The sequence below is a fragment of the Peribacillus sp. NPDC094092 genome (assembly GCF_050279365.1).
Classification (GTDB): Bacteria; Bacillota; Bacilli; order Bacillales; family DSM-1321; genus Peribacillus.
This window is the reverse complement of the sequence record NZ_JBNNUC010000004.1, coordinates 320,016-338,418: the sequence shown is the minus strand read 5'-3', so window position 1 is coordinate 338,418 and position 18,403 is coordinate 320,016. Positions and strand designations below refer to the sequence as shown.

The 18,403-nt window shown below is 37.9% G+C and carries 17 protein-coding genes and 1 pseudogene; 13 read left to right on the top strand and 5 right to left on the bottom strand.

The window, feature by feature from the left end:
- Positions 1-121: 121 nt before the first annotated feature.
- The 4 genes from ACQKNS_RS20025 to ACQKNS_RS20010 all read left to right on the top strand — a co-directional run bounded on the left by ACQKNS_RS20025 (position 122) and on the right by ACQKNS_RS20010 (position 4,551).
- Positions 122-1,765: a flavin-containing monooxygenase gene (locus ACQKNS_RS20025; protein WP_427645019.1), complete on the top strand. Its 1,644-nt coding sequence runs from the start codon at positions 122-124 to the stop codon at positions 1,763-1,765.
- The gene (locus ACQKNS_RS20020; protein WP_427645018.1) at positions 1,766-2,500 is read left to right on the top strand and encodes an SDR family NAD(P)-dependent oxidoreductase; all 735 of its coding nucleotides are present in this window, start codon (positions 1,766-1,768) and stop codon (positions 2,498-2,500) included. It begins immediately after the preceding gene.
- 103 nt (positions 2,501-2,603) lie between these two features.
- Positions 2,604-3,566, top strand: a complete 963-nt coding sequence (locus tag ACQKNS_RS20015; RefSeq protein ID WP_427645017.1) for an alpha/beta hydrolase — start codon at positions 2,604-2,606, stop codon at positions 3,564-3,566.
- A 238-nt stretch (positions 3,567-3,804) separates the two neighbouring features.
- Positions 3,805-4,551 (top strand): SDR family NAD(P)-dependent oxidoreductase, encoded by a 747-nt coding sequence (locus ACQKNS_RS20010; protein WP_427645016.1) that lies wholly within the window; start codon positions 3,805-3,807, stop codon positions 4,549-4,551.
- Between the two features lie 409 nt (positions 4,552-4,960).
- Here the strand turns inward: ACQKNS_RS20010 and ACQKNS_RS20005 are convergent.
- A pseudogene (locus tag ACQKNS_RS20005) lies at positions 4,961-5,080 on the bottom strand (TetR-like C-terminal domain-containing protein); the annotation flags it as partial.
- Positions 5,081-5,264: 184 nt separating this feature from the next.
- Here ACQKNS_RS20005 and ACQKNS_RS20000 point away from each other — a divergent pair.
- Positions 5,265-5,447, top strand: a complete 183-nt coding sequence (locus ACQKNS_RS20000; RefSeq protein WP_034307388.1) for a YolD-like family protein — start codon at positions 5,265-5,267, stop codon at positions 5,445-5,447.
- A 998-nt stretch (positions 5,448-6,445) separates the two neighbouring features.
- Here ACQKNS_RS20000 and ACQKNS_RS19995 read toward each other — a convergent pair.
- Complete coding sequence (locus ACQKNS_RS19995; RefSeq protein WP_427645015.1) at positions 6,446-8,065, bottom strand: ABC-F family ATP-binding cassette domain-containing protein; 1,620 nt, start codon at positions 8,063-8,065, stop codon at positions 6,446-6,448.
- A 341-nt stretch (positions 8,066-8,406) separates the two neighbouring features.
- Between ACQKNS_RS19995 and ACQKNS_RS19990 the strand changes: the two genes are divergently transcribed.
- A complete protein-coding gene (locus ACQKNS_RS19990) occupies positions 8,407-8,808 on the top strand; it encodes an RDD family protein (protein WP_427645014.1) in 402 nt (133 codons plus the stop codon).
- 320 nt (positions 8,809-9,128) lie between these two features.
- Here the strand turns inward: ACQKNS_RS19990 and ACQKNS_RS19985 are convergent, their stop codons facing one another.
- On the bottom strand, positions 9,129-9,368 hold the full coding sequence (locus ACQKNS_RS19985) for a hypothetical protein (protein ID WP_427645013.1): 240 nt from the start codon (positions 9,366-9,368) through the stop codon (positions 9,129-9,131).
- 982 nt (positions 9,369-10,350) lie between these two features.
- Between ACQKNS_RS19985 and ACQKNS_RS19980 the strand changes: the two genes are divergently transcribed.
- On the top strand, positions 10,351-12,618 hold the full coding sequence (locus tag ACQKNS_RS19980) for a HelD family protein (RefSeq protein ID WP_427645012.1): 2,268 nt from the start codon (positions 10,351-10,353) through the stop codon (positions 12,616-12,618).
- A gap of 32 nt (positions 12,619-12,650) precedes the next feature.
- Here ACQKNS_RS19980 and ACQKNS_RS19975 read toward each other — a convergent pair whose 3' ends face one another.
- Positions 12,651-13,172, bottom strand: a complete 522-nt coding sequence (locus ACQKNS_RS19975) for an N-acetyltransferase family protein (protein WP_427645010.1) — start codon at positions 13,170-13,172, stop codon at positions 12,651-12,653.
- Between the two features lie 129 nt (positions 13,173-13,301).
- Between ACQKNS_RS19975 and ACQKNS_RS19970 the strand changes: the two genes are divergently transcribed.
- A complete protein-coding gene (locus ACQKNS_RS19970; protein ID WP_427645008.1) occupies positions 13,302-13,502 on the top strand; it encodes a hypothetical protein in 201 nt (66 codons plus the stop codon).
- Positions 13,503-13,580: 78 nt separating this feature from the next.
- Positions 13,581-13,994: a hypothetical protein gene (locus tag ACQKNS_RS19965; protein ID WP_427645007.1), complete on the top strand. Its 414-nt coding sequence runs from the start codon at positions 13,581-13,583 to the stop codon at positions 13,992-13,994.
- Positions 13,995-14,088: 94 nt separating this feature from the next.
- Here the strand turns inward: ACQKNS_RS19965 and ACQKNS_RS19960 are convergent, their stop codons facing one another.
- Positions 14,089-15,279, bottom strand: coding sequence for an alanine--tRNA ligase-related protein (locus tag ACQKNS_RS19960; protein WP_427645006.1), 1,191 nt, complete (start codon positions 15,277-15,279; stop codon positions 14,089-14,091).
- A gap of 306 nt (positions 15,280-15,585) precedes the next feature.
- Between ACQKNS_RS19960 and ACQKNS_RS19955 the strand changes: the two genes are divergently transcribed.
- From ACQKNS_RS19955 to ACQKNS_RS19940, 4 genes are all read left to right on the top strand, one after another.
- Positions 15,586-16,797, top strand: a complete 1,212-nt coding sequence (locus ACQKNS_RS19955; RefSeq protein ID WP_427645005.1) for a diguanylate cyclase — start codon at positions 15,586-15,588, stop codon at positions 16,795-16,797.
- Positions 16,725-17,207 (top strand): response regulator transcription factor, encoded by a 483-nt coding sequence (locus tag ACQKNS_RS19950; RefSeq protein WP_427645003.1) that lies wholly within the window; start codon positions 16,725-16,727, stop codon positions 17,205-17,207. The genes ACQKNS_RS19955 and ACQKNS_RS19950 overlap by 73 nt, the downstream gene beginning before the upstream one ends.
- Before the next feature lie 22 nt (positions 17,208-17,229).
- Positions 17,230-17,397 (top strand): hypothetical protein, encoded by a 168-nt coding sequence (locus tag ACQKNS_RS19945; RefSeq protein WP_427645002.1) that lies wholly within the window; start codon positions 17,230-17,232, stop codon positions 17,395-17,397.
- 121 nt (positions 17,398-17,518) lie between these two features.
- A complete protein-coding gene (locus ACQKNS_RS19940; RefSeq protein ID WP_427645001.1) occupies positions 17,519-18,391 on the top strand; it encodes a CvfB family protein in 873 nt (290 codons plus the stop codon).
- Positions 18,392-18,403 lie beyond the last annotated feature (12 nt).

Below are 18,403 nucleotides of genomic sequence, written 5' to 3'. Positions count from 1 at the left end.
ATTATACTCTAAAAATACGGAATATTCAATTATTACAAAAAGGTATAGTCTTGGTGTAAGGAGGTGAATTTTTCAAATAAGATGTTATTACATTTTGATTGAAAATTGGGGAGGTAGGTAAATGATGTCAACAAATCAAGTGAATTACTTGGATGCCGTCGTTCTAGGAGCTGGTTTTTCCGGTTTATATATGCTCCATAGTTTACGAGAGGCGGGCTTCTCTACACGTGTCTATGAAGCAGGGGACGGGGTAGGCGGTGTATGGTATTGGAACCGTTATCCTGGAGCACGTTGTGACATCGAAAGTATTTATTATAACTATTCTTTCTCGAAAGAACTTTACCAAGAGTGGACCTGGACTTCTAGATTTCCTGAACAGCCGGAAATCTTACGTTATCTTAATTTTGTAGCAGATAAATTTGATTTGCGTCGGGACATTCAGTTTAATACACGCATTTCTGCAGTACATTACGATGAGACAAGTAACAGATGGAAGGTTCAAATGAATGATGGTACAAGTGTGACTGCAAAGTATTTCATTTCAGGCGCAGGATGTCTTTCTGCTGCAAATCTACCTAAATTTAATGGCTTAGAAAGTTTTAAGGGAGAGTGGTATCATACCGGCAAATGGCCTCAAGAAAAGGTGGATTTTAAAGGAAAGCGGGTTGGGGTAATTGGCACGGGTTCAAGTGGTGTACAGGCAATCCCTGTAATTGCAAAAGAAGCGGATCACCTAACTGTTTTTCAGAGAACCCCACAATATACAATACCAGCCAGAAACCATCCTTATGCTCCAGAGTTTATTAATCAAACGAAAGCAAACTTCAATGAGATTAAAAGACAGATGCGCGAATCCCCAACGGGTAATGGAATCCAAATTCGTACCATCTCAGCTCTATCGGATTCACCGGAAAAACGTCATCAGGTATATGAAAAGGCTTGGGAAGAAGGAGGGTATGCTTTAACTTCCGCTTATAACGATCTTTTTATTAATGAGGAGGCTAATGATACCGCTGCTGATTTTATCCGGTCGAAAATAAAAGAAATCGTCCCTAACCCTGAAATCGCTGAAAAGCTGCTTCCAAACTATTATTTTGGCACGAAACGCCCAATCTTGGACACCGATTATTATGAAACCTATAATAGGGAAAACGTCACGTTAGTTGACGTCAAGAAGGCGCCAATTGCAGAGATTACCCCAAAAGGGCTTCGAACAAAGGAAAAGGAGTATGAACTCGACATCCTTATTTTTGCTACCGGCTATGACGGGCTGACAGGACCATTATTTAAAATTGATATACGTGGCAAAGATGGAGTGTCACTTAAGGAAAAATGGAAAGAAGGTTCTATGGTAAGAACTTATCTCGGTCTTGCAACTGCCGGCTTCCCTAACTTCTTTATGATCACGGGGCCTGAGAGTCCGTCCGTACTAGTAAACATGCCAACAGCGATTGAGCAGCATGTTGAATGGGTTACCGATTGTTTAGATTACCTGCGTGAACATAATGTGGAAATTTTCGAACCAACGGTAGAGGCAGAAGAAGCTTGGAGCAAGCATTGTCGAGAGGTTGCGGAAATGACTCTTTATGTGAAAACTGATTCTTGGTACACCGGTGCAAATATTGCAGGTAAACCACGGAGTTTCCTCATTTATCTTGGGGGATTTGACAAATATAAGCACAAATGTAATGAAGTTGCAGCTTCGGGGTACAATGGATTTACTTTGTCTATTAAAGACGTTTTATCAGAGAAAGGGAGTATATAAATGTCTTTAAAAAATGGTGTAGCCTTAATTACTGGAGCTGGAAGTGGTATAGGCAGGTCTGTCAGTTTGAAATTGGCAGAAAAAGGAATGTTCGTTGTTGTTGTTGATTTAGATGAAAAAGGAGGAGAAGAAACACTTGGACTCATAAAAGATAGTGGAAGTGAAGGGATTTTTATTCAAGCAGATGTATCGAAATACTCCGATGTAGAAAAATATGTTTCCACTGTAAAAAATCTGTATGGAAGAATAGATGTGTTTTTTAATAATGCTGGTGTTCTTAGTAAACCCACCCTATTAGCCGATTATAGCGAGGAAATGTTTGATCGGGTGATAGCAGTGAATTTAAAAGGTGCTTTTCTAGGACTTAAACATGTATTAAAGGTCATGGAGGAGCAACAATCTGGGGTGATCATTTATACAGCTTCGACAGCAGGCGTCCAAAGTACAGCATATTTAGGCGGATACTCCGCGTCCAAGCATGGGGTAGTAGGTCTAACGAAAACGGCTGCAGTAGAATATGGATCAAAAGGGATAAGAATAAATGCTATTTGTCCAGGCGGTGTCGAAACAAATATGACGAAACATATGGATATAAATAACCCTGAGCAGAATGGTCCATTTAGAAGACCTGCTTCACCTGAGGAAATAGCTAATGTTGTTTGCTTTTTGGCATCAGAAGAAGCTGGTTATATGAATGGTTCTATTATTACAATCGATGGTGGATTAACAGCATGATTGTTTTGGAGAAGTAAGTAGTTTATTGAATTGTAAACGCATACATCGCGTTTCTCTTAATAAGCTCAAATAGAAGAAATAATGATTTAGGGGGCATGGATATATGAAAAATAGAATTGATCCTGAATTAAGAGAGGCACTTGAATTATTTCCACCGCTTGATTTGGACAATCTTAAGGCAACAAGAGAGGGTATGGCGGTTATCTCGAAATCTATTGAAATCCCCGTTGATGAGTCTGTTTCAATTTCTAACAGAATGGTGCCGGGTCCACGGGATCACCCAGCCGTTAGGATACGAATATATGAACCGAAGAAAAAAAATGGTGTTTTACCTGGTCTATTATGGATTCATGGGGGCGGTTATGTTCTTGGTATTCCTGAAGGGGATGATGGTTTGTGCCAACGGTTTGTGACAGAAGCGAATTGTGTTGTAGTTTCCGTAGATTATCGTCTTGCTCCAGAACATCCTTATCCAGCAGGGTTAGAAGACTGTTATGCAGTACTGAAATGGTTTTCTGAACATGCATCTGAATTAGGGGTTGATGCTTCTAGGATTGGAACAGCGGGGGCAAGTGCTGGGGGCGGATTAACCGCAGCACTTACTTTACTTGCAAGAGATCGAAAAGGTCCCGAATTATGTTTCCAGATGCCATTATATCCAATGATAGATGATCGTAATAATTCACCATCTAGTATGGAAATAACAGGTAATATGGTGTGGAATCATGATTTGAATCAAAAGGGTTGGACTATGTACCTAAATGGTGAAAATGGTGCAGATCATGTATCCGAGTATGCAGCCCCAGCGCGAGCAACTGATTTATCAGGTCTGCCTTACACCTATACATGTGTAGGACAATTAGATCCTTTTCGTGATGAAACTCTGGATTACGTAACCCGCCTTTGTCGGGCTGGTGTTGATGTTGAATTCCATCTGTATCCGGGTTGTTATCACGGATTTGAAGGTGTTGTGCCATCCTCTGCAGTAAGTCAAAGGGCACTGACCGAATATATTGGTGCGCTTAAATATGTACTTAATCGTCATTCTCTTGTAAAAAAAGGTTAATTGTTCTCGATGAAGCTTCAAGTTGGGTATTTTTGCATATCCCCCCGAAAAGGTTTATTAAAAATCCCTCCTGAATCTTTTCCATCTTAGGAGGGATTTTCACTTACTTGAATGGGACATGGTCTACCGAATCGAATATGTTTTGACAATATACTCATGTGGTCTTTTCCGTAAAACTAAGGATTGGTAATAGTAAAGTCTTTTTATTTAATTTTAAATAATGAAAGGATGTTTATATATGGGCCGTTTAAGCGGAAAAGTGGCGATCATCACTGGAGCTGCGATGGGAATGGGTGCTTCCGAAGGAAAACTATTTGCTAAAGAAGGAGCAAAAGTGATTGCTACAGATGTTCGAATAGAACCCTTGAATCAAGTCATAAGGGAAATTAAAGAAAATGGAGGCGAGGCTGTCGCGATTAAACATAATGTTACATCTGAAGAGGAATGGAAATCTGTCATTGAGGAAGCAGTAAAATTATACGGAAAAGTCGATGTCCTTGTTAATAATGCAGGCGTTTCATCACCAAAAACAATTGCAAACATGGAAATGGATGAATGGAATAAAATTTTGGATATTGATCTAAATGGCTGCGTAATCGGAATGAAATATGTTATCCCTGAAATGAAAAAAGCAGGCGGCGGTTCAATCATCAATATTTCTTCAATCGGCGGCCTTGTCGGTATGGCTGGTACAAGCCCATATACTGCAGCAAAAGGCGCACTTCGTGTCTTATCAAAATCAGCTGCTGTTGAATATGGAAAAGATAAAATTCGCGTCAATTCTTTACACCCAGGAATAGTTGTCACACCGATGACAGAACCAACGATGAAAGACGCGCTCCCTTACTATAAAACATATACACAACTACCATACTTCGGTGAACCAGAAGATATTGCATATGGTGCACTTTTCCTAGCTTCTGATGAATCTCGCTTTATGACAGGATCTGAATTAGTTATTGACGGAGGCTGGACGGCACTTTAATCTCTATTGAGTGGTTACGGTACCATTTCAGAAAAATCACACGTTAAGACATATATTTTATTTATTTTCACAAATGTAAATATTGTAGTTTTGAAAATAATTGCACCGTTTTTCAATTATCAAGACTTAAATCGTAAAAAGTCATAAAACTTAGATTGTTTAAACGACTTTATATTTTTTAGTATAGTGAAGTATTTTACATCAATATTTAAACAACTATATTTTTAACCCCGTCCTAAATTTAGAACGGGGTTATGCATGGTTTGTTTAACTATACAATAATTCACAAAGTACATTTTTAATAAATAGTAAGAGATAGCTATCCCAGTAAAAGCTCTTCCATAGAAATTATCCTTTTCTTCTTCACTAATTTAAGAAGGTTTTTCATAGAAGGTAACCATACAATTCTCTATAACAAATCGCCCACTTTTTCTGCCATGATACGAGGTGGGTAAGGCATTCCATTCTTTAACCACCATTTCACTACCCCTGCGTAAGCATTTGCGACGAATTGAACTATTACCATTTCCTAGCCTATTCTGAACTTCCCTAAATAATCTAATGTTCAAACTTTCACAAATTGTTCACAACAATAATGAAAACGCTTACGATTTTCATTATATAATATACATATCCTAATTGATTTCATAGTATGGCACCAATTATCATACAATTTTAATAAATAATTGAATAGACAGAAAGGAGATAATCAGATGATCTTGAAATCGTTGAAAAAAAAGGGCATAACGACCATCATTTATTATAAAGAAGGAGTATTGAAAACATGTAAGGGTCAATTGCATAAACTTAACCTTAATGAACAAACCCTTTCCTTAAAGGATGAAAATCAAAAGATTTTCTCTATTCGTTTATCTCGTATTATGGAAATATATTAACCTAATTACTTTTATTTTTAACTAGTTAAAGTTACAATATATTATTAATCCCGAATCTTTAGTATATTACTAGAGATTCTTTTTTCATATATGGAAAGCTAAAGGAGCGTTTACAATCCTGAAGTTAGTAATTTTTCAATTTTGAAAATGATCTTGAAAATATTGCCGCAGTATGCCAAACAAGAGGCAAGCCCCGCATAGGCATATCGACAAAATCACTGTTGTGGATACAGGGTAAGCGGTACGAATGAATGGGCTATTAAATAACTGTGTACAACGGAGACATTAAAGGCATCTTCGGGAATTGATGGTAAAGACTTGCTTGAGAATTTCTCTTTAAAGAGGAGTTTACCATTTACAACCATCAGTCAGGAAAATGTCGAAGCGAACATGAATAGGGCAGCAAGCAAGGAAGAATAACAGAAAAAAATTCAAGGGAGGTAAGAGCACTAATATGCTCTTACCTTTTTTCAATCGTATATGTTTTTAATAAAAGGCAGGATCAGTTTATCTTGCCTTTCTGCTTAACATATATGTTCGTCATACTCGGTTTTTAAGTAATTTATCATCTTTTGTTTTTGCTGGGAATAATGAAAGCAATTAAAATAAAAGGAAAAGTCGTCAAAAAAGAGAGGATTTTTATCATCGAATCCATAAGAATTTAAAAAATCCGAGATTGTTTTTTCTTGGTCCACTAGGTCGAACAATCCGGATACATAAAAATGATAACTGAATTTATCATATAAAAAAAGGTATCCTGTATCATCAAAAATATTTTTCACTGTATGACCATCCAATTCTAACTCACTCCTTCCTTACCAATATACCTTTTTATCAATGAAATTATTCAGTGCTCATTTTTCGGGGAATATTATTATATTTAATGCAGCATGTTATTTATACCTTCAATGCATTAAAGGTAGGAAATAAATGCAGGCAGAGAAAGAAATCGGGAACGAAAAAAGCACATCCAATTAGGATGTGCTTTCATAAAAGCATTATTTGTACATTTCAGCTACTTGCTTTTGCAATTCGCTATTTTCAAGGTATTCATCATAACTCATTTGCTTATCGACTGTACCTTTTGGTGTAAGCTCAATGATTCGGTTCGCTATAGTTTGGATGAACTGATGATCATGAGAAGAGAAGATCATAGATCCTTTAAAGCTGATCAAACCGTTGTTCAATGCTGTAATCGACTCTAAGTCGAGATGGTTAGTAGGTTCGTCAAGCATTAGGACGTTTGAACCGCTTAACATCATTTTGGAAAGCATACAGCGGACTTTTTCGCCCCCTGAAAGTACACTTGCCTTTTTCGTGACTTCATCGCCAGAGAATAACATTCTTCCCAAGAAACCGCGCAGGAAGCTTTCGCTCTGGTCATTAGGAGAATATTGACGGAGCCAATCGACAAGATTTAAATCGACACCTTCAAAGAATTCAGCATTATCCTTAGGGAAGTATGCCTGTGAGGTGGTAACGCCCCATTTGAATGAACCGCTATCCGGTTCAATTTCACCTGCCAAGATCTTGAATAATGTTGTTTTAGCAATCTCATCTTTTCCGACAAATGCAATCTTGTCACCTTTATTCATCGTGAAGCTGACGTTATCCAATATTTTTACACCATCGATCGTTTTCGAGATACCATCTACACGAAGCAGGTCGTTTCCGATTTCACGATCAGGAGTGAAGCCGACATATGGATAGCGGCGTGAAGAAGGCTCGATGTCATCCAAGCTGATTTTGTCCAATAATTTCTTACGGGATGTCGCCTGGCTTGATTTGGATGCATTGGCACTGAAACGAGCGATGAAACTTTGAAGCTCTTTAATTTTTTCTTCTTTTTTCTTATTGGCATCTTGAGTCAGTTTAAGTGCAAGCTGGCTTGATTCATACCAGAAGTCATAGTTACCGATATAAATTTTGATTTTACCGAAATCAAGATCTGCGATATGTGTACAAACTTTGTTAAGGAAGTAACGGTCATGGGAAACTACGATAACAGTGTTTTCAAAGTTAATCAAGAATTCTTCCAGCCATTTGATCGCTTTTAAGTCCAAGTGGTTGGTAGGCTCATCCAGCAATAGGACATCCGGTTTACCGAATAGTGCCTGTGCAAGCAATACTTTAACCTTGTCGCCACCGTTCAATTCAGCCATTTTCTTGCTGTGCAGGTCTTCCGCAATGCCAAGGCCTTTTAAGAGGATTGAAGCTTCAGGTTCAGCTTCCCAGCCGTTTAATTCGGCGAATTCACCTTCAAGTTCGGCCGCTTTCATTCCGTCTTCGTCGGTGAAGTTTTCCTTCATATAGATGGCATCTTTTTCTTGCATGACTTGATATAATCTTTCATGTCCCATAATGACAACTTTAAGGACTTCTTCTTCTTCATAAGCGAAGTGATCCTGCTTTAGGACGGCAAGGCGTTCGCCAGGCCCCATATGGACATCGCCGGATTGCGCTTCAATTTCACCTGAAAGGATTTTTAAGAAAGTGGATTTACCCGCACCATTCGCACCAATCAGGCCATAGCAGTTACCTGGCGTGAACTTTATATTAACATCTTCAAACAGTTTACGATCGCCATAGCGTAAACCAACATTATTTACTGTAATCATTTATTTACATTCCTCCAAAATACTTTTGTTTCAACGTGTTCAACACTTTGTTTCATTAGTTATACGTTGATTCACACAAACAGCAGTTTATGTCCAATCATTTTTTAAATGCCGTTCGTTAAATTGTATCTTATTTCTTATGAAAATTAAAGGCAGATTAGCAAAAACAACCGTTTATAAGCAAAAATTACACAAGGATCTCATTTTGTTTTTAAATTGTCGCGTATAAAGCATGTTTTATTTTTTCATCAAAGAAACTTATAGGTATAAAGGCTCGTTACGCATCAACCTTTTAATTGGTAATATAGGTAACTGTAACTAACACGACAGGAGGATCAGAAATGAGTGATTCAGTAGGTTTTTGGAAACGTTTTTTTGCAGGATTATTGGATGGCTTAATAGTATCTTTACCATTAGCGATAATTTTCGGGTTGATTACTGGAGATTGGGAAAATGAAAACTTTTCAACGTTCTTCGATTTTCTTTACATGCTGCTTGTCCCTATACTCTGGTATGGCTATACGGTCGGTAAAAGAATTATGGGAATACGCATTGTAAGGATGGACGGCAAAAAATTAGGAATAGGCACAATGCTATTGAGGTATTTAGTTGCTGCTTTGGTTTATGCCATTACATTGGGGATAGGGTTTATTGTTAGTGCATTCATGGTCGGCCTAAGGAAAGACCATAGAGCGATACATGATTTCATAGCAGGTACATACGTGACATCAAATAGACCATGATTCATTAATAAGAGTTTAATAGCTGGATCAGACTATAGCAAACTTGGACAATCAAGTTTGCCTATAGTTTTTTGAGGGTTTGTAAAAACAAATGTGATTGGAACGGAGGGCACTCGCTTGGATGCTCTGAGCAGGAATCTCGCACACCCGTCCCCATACACTTTGTTTAACATTTAGATGGCATTACTTTTGAAAAGCAGGTGATAACTGCTTTTTTTTATTGGGGCTAATTTAAGAAGTATTACATTGGAAACCACGGTAGAATATCTATTCATTAATACAGTGGCAGTTAGGAAGCAAAAAGCACTTCACCTATATGGTCAAGTGCTTTGGTTATTCAAAACCTCTTTATTTTGATTAATGATGATTTTATTTCTTAATATCATTTCCTTATTATTAAGTCCAACATTTAGTTCTTTGGTATTATTCACCTTTTCCAGCAGGGATACTACGGATATTTCCAATAGTTCGGAGATAGGCATATTTGTTTTGGAAGATAAAGTTTCAAGTTCATGGATTAATTTAGGGGATAGCATTGGTTGTTTTTCATTCATTTCCATGACAGTACCCACTTTCTTAAAAAAATTATTTAATTGTAATTTAAGTATATAATGGGAGTTTCCAATAAAATATTAAATTAACGTTATTTATGTTAAGAGATGATGACAATTGTAGAAGAAGGGTATAATCGTGCACTTTACCCCTAATGGGATGCTGAACATTTCCAGAGAATCGTGAATGGTATATATTATTGAAGCATTAAAGCAAAGTGACTTGATTAGTTAAAGTCGTAGGATAAACATAAAATATTTTTAGTCAGGCCATTTCTGAAAAAATGGATCTTGAAGTAAATTCCTTTATGGTATGAAGTGTCTGCCCCTTTTACCGGGGCCATCTTTATTTGAGCGAATTCCTTTTCAGGGGGGCGGCTATGAAAAAGTCAATTAAAGTGTGCACTGATAATCAATTCGAATGGCACTAGAGTGCCTGAAATTAAGCCTTTTTTAATTTATAAATAAATAAAAGTAAGACGTTAGGTATGGCTGCCCCTGAGTAATGCAATATCATGGTCAGCCTACTTTTTAAAGACGGAGACTTTTGTGCAGTCGTATAGGATGTTTGAAGGAAGAGCAGGGGAGGGATCATTTGTTCCATGGCTTGATGGATTTGACATCTTTTTGATATACAATACATTCACTGCATATCATTATGTATAAAGAAGATAGTATAATGGTCATTAACTTAATTAATCTGATAATGTGATACCCATCTGATGATTAAAAAATAAACTTCCTACTCCCAGTATGGTAAAAAAGTATTCAATGATTCTCCTCCTGAAAGCATTTTGGCACTCCTTCATAAATCAACATATCTGGAATATATAGTGTATCCTGAAAATTGTGAGAAATATCAGGGAAGGTAAAGTCGCAACTATATCATTCTATGTCTACATATTTGTCAACCATTGGCTTTTCTGGTAGTATAAATGTCCATTTCGTCTTAGCATCGGCAGTTTAATGATAACTAAATAAGGAAGGGGAAGTGGTTTCATTGGGTAATCACCCTGATTTTGAACAGGAACGTCAGCGGCTGGATTTTACGAAACGTTATATCGATGTAGTCATCAAAACATCAGAAACAAGCAAAGATCAGTTTCAGCGGAATATGCAAGAAGCTTTTGGCGATGCCGATTGGTCTGAATCAGGCTTATATTCACAGTTGCTGACGACGGCCAACTTTTTTGAGATGTCCAAAACCGAACTTGAAAGTTTGCGTAAAGCAAGTAAAAAGCCCTACTTTGCAAGAGTGGATTTTGAAAGGAATGACGGTGATAGAGGTGAAGTTCTTTATTTCGGGAAAACATCGCTTTATCAGAGGGAAAGCCAGGAACAGATCATCGTCGATTGGCGATCCCCGATTGCAAACCTCTATTATGAGGGGCGGATAGGTGAAATAGAATATGAAGCGGAAGGAGAGACATTCAGCGGGAACATCACTTTGAAAAGACAGCTAATGATCGAAGAAGGTGTCTTGGAGGAGGTAAGGGACATTGATTTGACAACAACGGATGAATTATTGCAGGAATCCCTTTCCAAAAGCTCCAGCAATCGATTGACAGATATCATTACCACGATCCAGGAAGAACAAAATAAAATCATTCGTGCCGATTTGAATAAACCTATCATTGTCCAAGGTTCAGCGGGCAGTGGTAAAACTACAATTGCTTTACATAGGATCTCTTATTTCATTTATCACTATAAAGACTTGTTCGATCCGCGACAATTAATGATTCTTGCTCCGAGCCGGGTTTTCATTGATTACATATCTGAAGCTTTACCTGAATTGGGTGTGGAAAAGGTAAAACAATTCACATTTTCCGAATATGTTCAGGCAGCAATAGGAAAGCAGGTGAAGCTTGCAGCGGATGATAAATTAACTCGATTGCTGGAAAAGGATGATGAAGAAATTAATTCAGCCGTCTGGATATCAGGTCTGAAAGGCTCCCCTGTCTTTAAGTATATATTGGACGAATATATAAAGGATATTTTCAGGGGTTTTCATCCGAATGCTGATTTTTATTGTGATAAATATCGCCTCTATTCCGCTAAGAAGTTCATTAGATTATTGGAAGAGGATTATTGGTATTTACCGTTATACAGCAGGTTGGACAAACTGAAGGCCATTTTGCAAAATGAAGTGAAATTGAAAAAGAAAATAATGCTTGAACGTGTTGTTGATCTTTATGATGCCAAAATTGAGAAAGCTCTCTATAGAAATATTGATCCAGTCATTCGTAAGGATTTTGTTACAAAATGCCTTGATAAAAAGGAGGAAAGGATCGGTCAGATCCAAAAGGCGATCCGCACTTCCGTAAAAGGGTATTTTAAGCAATTCAAAAGTAAAGATCTTTTGGATTACTATCAGGAGTTGTACGAAGATCCGGAGCGACTTGCCTCTTACAGCAACGGTAAACTTACATTTGAAGATGCCAGTGTATTATGTGAGTATAATCATAAATTATTTTCAGTTAAAAGTTACGAGATGGAAGACTTAGGAGCATTATTATATCTTCAGGAGCGGCTTTTTGGTGTCGATAAAGAAAACAAAGCAAAAAATGTCGTCATTGATGAGGCCCAGGATTACAGCTTCATGCAGTTACAGGCACTAAAGACAGCCGTTGATACAGATATGTTCACACTTGTAGGCGATCTTGCACAAGGCATCCATTCATACCGCGGACTTCAAACATGGGAAGAGGTTCACAGCCGTATTTTCCCTCGGGCGACGTATACTGAATTACAAAAAAGCTACAGAACAACTGTTGAAATAATGAAACAAGCTAATGAAATACTTAAGTTGTTGACATATGATTTCCCTGAAGTCGAACCTGTAGTCCGTCATGGCAAAGATCCAGAATTCATTTCCATTGAAAAAGAAGGTTGGGAAGAAGAACTAATCGAACTTATTGCAAGCCTTAAAGAAGAAGGATTTAAAACGTTTGCCGTTATTCCTAAAACGATGAAAGATTGCAAACTGGCAAACGAGAAATTAAAGGGATTCCATCAAGGCTTTCATTTAATAGATGAAGCTGGAAACATCCCTAAGGATAAAACGTTGATTGTTCCTTCCTACCAAGCCAAAGGTCTCGAATTCGATGTCGTATTTGCCATATCCCTGGAAGAAGCGTATTGCCAGGGAAATGAACTTGATATCAAATTGCTGTACGTAACAATGACAAGGCCATTGCACAGGCTTTATTTTTTAGGTAATGAGAAAAATGATTTCCTTATCGGGACAGGGAAGAGATAGGATGGAGCGTAACCACCCACCTCGCGATACGCTTAAAAATGCAAAAGGACATCCTGAATATCTTCCCACCCGAAACCGACTTCCAGGAGCTCGATGCCTGCCATTTTAACGGTTTTTTCAGCTATCACTTGACCGCCAAGGGCTTTGTAAAAACCGCATGAAGGATTATCCTTTAATGCCCAGATTATTAAATTCTTATGTCTCATTTCCATAAGCTCATGTATGACCGCTTTTATCATCTTTCGGCCGAGTCCCTGTCGTTGATATTCTTTTAAAAAATAAATGGCATATACTTCACCTTGAAAATGGGGATCATTCGTTTGTTCAGGCCCGCCGGCAGCGAAACCGATGATTTCCCCATTGGCGTTTTCCGCTACAAAGGTGGCATTATGCAGCATCTTTAAATTTCTTAGCCAGTTTTTCTTTTTGGCTTCCAGATTCATGGAGGACAAATATTGTTCCGGGAGGATTCCTTTATAAGTCGTTTTCCAGCTGTTAATATGTACATTTGCTATTCCATTTACATCTTCTTCTATGGCTTTCCTTATCCTCATGAAAACACCTTCTGATTTCCGTTTTCCCTAGAATATCATGGAAAATGTGAATAAGCATTTTATTTATGTTTAAAACGGCATGAAAAAGGATAAGAAATAAGAGAGTGATTCAACCAGATGAGGGGAAGGATGAGAAAGATGAAATTGAAAGTTAGTTTTTATTTTCCGGGCGGCAAAGAACTAGAGCATGAGGTTGAAGGTGATGACTCGACTCAAATGATTTCAAATATTCAAAAGCACCGTTATTATAATTTAGTTAAAGGCGATTGCCATTATGTCGTAGATACGGAAAAAGCAGCTTATTTTTCTGTAACGGAAATATTGGATTGAGAATAAACCGCATTGGACTTTTGTTCCATTGCGGTTTATTCTTTTTGTTGTAAGGAAACCGGAAAAGGAGTATCGACAATGAAAATCAATTTTACCAAGAAGCAGTATGAAACATTATTCAAAATGGTTCAGTACGGATATTGGGTGGCTTCCGATACTGAAGATAATAAAGAGTACAGTGAAGTGGAACAGTATCTCAATTCCTTTGCCAAAGATTTCGGCATGGAAGGAGTACAGTTTGTGAAAGAATATGAAATTTATGATTTAAGCAGGGAATTGGAGGAGCAACTTCATGAAGTCATAAATGAGTATGAAGAGGGAGTGTTCAGGGATAAGCTTGCTTATCACTTGGCTAGAAAAGAGTTTGCCGAGGAGTCGGAAAAACATGAATACAATCAGGAGGAAGCGTTTAAACGTATCATGGAGCTCGAAGAAAAATATCATCTTCATATTGAAGAACAAGGATTAGTCAAATTGAAAATAGAAGAATGAAAGGGAGGACATAAATTTGTCCTCTCTTTTCTCATTCTGAGAAGTCGTGATTTCCGTGTTCATCATGAATATCTTCAAACACTTCGCAAAGGTTTTATACACCAGTATTATGGCCTAATTTTTCAACTGTGTATTGGTAAAATGCCATTAAGTCATTTTGTGACGCAAAACCTGCTTGTGCAGTCTGTTCGTTCCCTCCGCCTTTCCCATTATACGAACCGAGTTCAGCCCTGAAATATTGTCCGCAATGAAAGGGGATAGCCCCACTGTGCGAAAGGATGATCTTTTGCTCCTTACGCGATGCTAATAATACGGTAACCTTTTCCTTTTTTATAATCGTACCTGCAAGGTAAAGCAGTTCTTTCATTGGGCTGTCTTCGAAAATATGAGAGATGAATCCCCCTGCATTTTCTGCAAGCAGAGAGTCAGCAAGGAAATTTGCATTTACAAGTTTCAAGTTTTCATTTGCCGATAGTAGCTGCTTAAACTCATTCTCCAGTTTCTCCACTCTATTCAGAATCTCTGAACGTCCGGTATTGAACTTATTCGATAATGCAGAAAGAATTCCTAGACTTTCGGAATAATCGTTCAATGCCCTGAAGCCGCACTTAAAATAGAGACGGGTATATTCTTTCTGTTTTTCCGTTTTTAAAATTTTTATTAAGCCAATCTCACCTGTCCGCCCTACATGGGTTCCACCGCAAGGGTTATATTCAATCCCTTCAATCTCAACAATGCGGATATTCTCTAAAACTTTAGGCATTTTGACAACAGGAAGAGTCAGTAATTGCTCTTTTGTCACGTAATAGATAAGGATTTCGCGATTCTCGATGATATATTGATTAACTAGCTTTTCAGCAGCAGCCGTATGTACTTCAGTCCATTGAAATCCTGCCATTATATCGATCGTTAAATATTCTTTTCCAAGGTGAAAGCTTACCGTATTAGAGTCGAACAGTTCCCTGCAGACAGCAGAGAGTAAATGCTGGCCGCTATGCTGTTGCATATGATCGAAGCGGCGGGACCAATCAAGTTCACAGTGAACGATTTCTGAATCTGGCCTTCTCTCCGTCTTATGCAGAATCTTTCCATCATTGCCTTTTTTAACGTCAAGAACGGTGATTCCTTCTATTAAACCTGTATCTGCAGGCTGACCGCCCCCTTCGGGATAAAAAGCGGTTTCTTCAAGAGTGATGTAGTAAAAGCCATCTTCTTCAAAGCTCTCCTGAATTTTGGTGTCCCATTGGGAAGTCTTGGTGGATGTGTAATACAATTTTTTTGTCATGAATGATTTCTTTTTCCTTTCTGTTGATCATTAAATTATATCATCGAAATACCTGAGTATGAAATTGCGGGTTTAGAAGATAAGAAATAAGTAAACTTTATGACAAATTTTAAATAAATTGTGCAATATGGCAATATTCTATTTATCAGACTGACCCCTATGATGTAAAATATTCCTGAAATGATATACTTTAGACCTAATAAAAATGAATTAAACAGATTTGTATAGTTAAAAAGTCATTATTGAAATTGTTAAGAGTAAGATGACCGTAGGATTGTTTAGGTGGAAAGGGTTAAGTGATAAAAAGTGAATCTTGTAAATATGGAAAAATACAAAAATAGCTTATTTGGGAATATTAAAAACAAACTATCTGATTGGTTAGAGCTGGATGCAGGGGAGACCATTCCTTCCCAAGAGATATTCCGCTTTCTGCATTCAATCAAAGGAACGGCTGGTACCCTGCAATTGTGTGGATTAATGGCCATCACCGAACAGCTATTGGAAGGGATTGATGAAGATAGTGAGAAGGTCTGGAATCGGACGGAACTTAGGAATTTCCTTTTTGAACTCATAGAACATATATATGAATATGAGCATTTTGATGAAGTTGAAATAAAAGCAAAGCCTGTCCGCGATTCACAAGCCCCGCTCATCCAGATCATTGATGATGATATTTCCATGTTGATTTTATTGAAAGATCTATTGGAAGATATGGGATGGATGGTCATAACGAACGCCGACCCTGTCAAAGCGACAAATCAATACTTTGAGATGCAGCCGGATTGCCTTATTCTTGATATTCAGTTACCTGCAATGGATGGTTTTCAAATCCTTCAGGAGATTCATCTACATAACGAGAAATATTTCATACCAAAAATCATGATCAGCATTCAGAACGATAAACATACACGGATAAAAGCATTCAAGATGGGTGCGGATGACTTTATTGGTAAGCCAATTGATTTCGATGAGTTTATTGTCAAGATGGAAAGACATATACAGCGGAAAAAAATCTTTGACCAATCGGTCCTAATTGATGAGTTGACACAGGTATATAATAGAAGATTCCTGGAAGATACACTGCCACGTTATTTTAATGATTATAAGCGGTCAGGGCTCCATTTTTCAATAAGCATCATTGATCTGGATCATTTTAAAAGGGTGAATGATCGATACGGGCATTCGGTGGGCGACTTTGTTCTGGTTGAGTTTGCCCGATTCATCAAAAACAATATAAGGAGTTCGGACTTGATCTGCCGGCATGGAGGGGAAGAATTCGTCATTATTTTTCCGAATACATCGAATGATGAAGCAAAACACAAGTTAACCAAATTAATCAAGGATTTTTCTGCAAAGAAAATCAACCAGAATGGTCACACATTTCGGTTGCATTTTCTGCGGGGGTTTTTCCGGTTGAAAATGAAAATATTACGCCCAAGGAGGCATTGGAGGAAGCCGACACTTCTTTATATGAAGCGAAACGCTCAGGTCGCGGAAGGGTTGAAAGCATACAATTAGCGGGAAATAACAAGAAATCCCTCAATGTGTCATTTATCGATGATGATTTCATTATCCGGACCATATTGACTAAAGCCTTGCATTCGCTACAAATTCCGCATTTTGATTTGAATATCGCTGTATATGAAGATGGTCCATCCTTTTTGAAATCCAATCGAGCAAAGGAAGATGTAGGGCATTTTTTAATCCTGGATGGAGTGATGCCCATCCTGGATGGAATTGAAGTTCTGAAGAATGTGAAACACAGCAGTAATGCTAAGCTTTTCACCGTTTTAATGCTAACTGGAAGGAAAAGTACGGATGATATGGCAAATGCTTTGAAACATGGTGCAGATGATTATGTAGCGAAACCATTTAGTATTAGTGAACTTCAGGCTAGGATAGAGCGTCTATTGACGAAGTTAATTTAACTGGCCAAGGGATTTTTCGGTAATGAATCGCGGTGGAATTCCATCTGCAAAATGGTGCATGAACACTTCAGAGTCAAGATACCAATCACATAGCAAATTATCCAATGTGATCATCCATACATTGTTAAGGAACGGTAAACAAGGGCAGATTTTGATCCCAAAGGCATTCCATGAAGAAAAGAAGGGGTAAAAAATAAAAAAACGTAATAGGTATACAGAACAACAAAAAAATGATAAATTCAAATATGTTGGAAAAATAAATAATTGGGTACAATTGTAGGAAAAGGTAAGTTACAGGAGGATTTTTATTCATGCAAAAAATTCAGGCCGGCATGGCTGTAGAGTTAGAAGTGGAACGTAAGGCTGATTTTGGATGGTTTTTAACGGATGGTTCAGAAGATGTCTTACTTCATCATAATGAAATGAATGAAGGAACGGAACTTGAGATTGGCGATGAAGTAACTGTGTTCATCTACCATGACAAACAAGCAAGGCTAACAGCGACAATGAAGATACCTGAAATTCAGATTGATCGATATGGCTGGGCGGAAGTTGTCAATGTGAAAAGGAAACTGGGGGTTTTTGTGGACATCGGTCTTTCCAAAGATATTCTTGTATCCCTGGATGACCTTCCGAATATAGATCGTTTATGGCCTGAGGTAGGTGATCGTTTATATGTATCCCTGAAGACAGATCGACATGATCGCCTGTTTGGTAAACTTGCAACGGAAGATGTAATTCAGGAGATCGCAGTAAAAGCTCCTTTAAAAGGAATCCGTAACACCAGTATTAAGGGAAATGTCTATCGTTTGCTTATGGTTGGATCTTTCTTTATTTCACAAGAAGGGTACCGCTGTTTCATTCACGAAAGTGAACGCAAGGAGGAGCCCCGTCTTGGTGAATTAGTTGAAGGGCGCGTCATTGATAGTAAAGAAGATGGGACGCTTAACGTTTCATTGATCCCCTTTAAACAAGATTTAATGGGGGAAGATGCTGATGTCATTTTCAATTATTTAATGAATCGCGGCGGTGCAATGCCTTATGGAGACAAAACTCCACCTGATGATATTAAATTTCACTTCGGTTTGAGCAAGGGAGCGTTCAAGCGTGCCCTCGGCAAACTGATGAAAGAAGAAAAGATTTACCAGGAAGATGGATGGACATATTCTTCAGACCGTAAATAAAAAAGCAGCGGA